Here is an 847-nt window from a genome sequence, read left to right as displayed (position 1 = left end):
TAGGTTCTGTCTGCATTTAGCGGAGCCAGATCATGGCGCATGCGAGATGGACGAATCCCATGAAGGCGGAGATCGTCTTCTCGCAGCGCAGGGCGATGCGGCGGAAGCGTTTGAGTTTGTTGAAGAAGCACTCGATCTGGTGGCGCTCTTTGTAGAGCTGCCAGTCGATTGTCGGCTTTCGGGTCCGGCTGGCATTGGCCTTGATCTGCGCCGTTGCGCCGAGATCATCGGCAATGAAGATGCGCAGCGGATCGGCATCATAGGCAGCATCTGCGATGACGTGACCAATGCCATGCAGGCCTTTCAGGAGATCTCGCGCCTGTGGAGCGTCGCCACGTTGCCCCGGCGTCGGGTGGATACGGATCGGCAGTCCGATGGCATCGACGGCCGCGTGTAGCTTGGTCGTCAGTCCGCCACGCGAACGGCCGATTGCGGCAGCTTCAGCCCCCCTTTTGCGCCGCTTGCGTCGGCGTGGACCTTCGAGATCGTGCTGTCGATCAGGACGTATTCGAAGTCCGGCGTGTCGGCCATCGCATGGAACAGCTTCTCCCAAACGCCAGCGTGCGACCAACGGCGGAACCGCGCATGGACCCCGCTCCATTTGCCGAACACCTCCGGCAGATCACGCCAGCGCGCTGCATTGCCCGCCATCCACAAAATGGCATCCACGAACAGCCGATTATCGACCCCGCTGCGCCCACGCAGCCCATCCCGCCCAGGAAGATGTTCCGCAATCCGCTCCCATTGCTCGTCCGTCAGCGTGCGTCTGCTCATGATCTGGCTCCTTCACCAGCCTTGAATCAGAACTCACCGATCATGGGAATCCTCAAATGCAGACAGAACCTAG

At 60.8% G+C, this 847-nt stretch carries 1 protein-coding gene; it reads right to left on the bottom strand.

Translation table 11 applies throughout. The features are described 5' to 3' along the window. Nucleotides 1–16 precede the first annotated feature (16 nt). A protein-coding gene (locus ACUTJJ_RS25035) for an IS5 family transposase (RefSeq protein WP_302078081.1) occupies nucleotides 17–774 on the bottom strand; the annotation gives its coding sequence in 2 pieces (ribosomal slippage) (nucleotides 17–444 and nucleotides 444–774; 759 coding nt in all). Between the last annotated feature and the right edge of the window lie 73 nt (nucleotides 775–847).

The organism is Agrobacterium sp. DKPNP3 (assembly GCF_052686535.1).
This window is presented reverse-complemented; position numbering and strand designations above follow the sequence as displayed.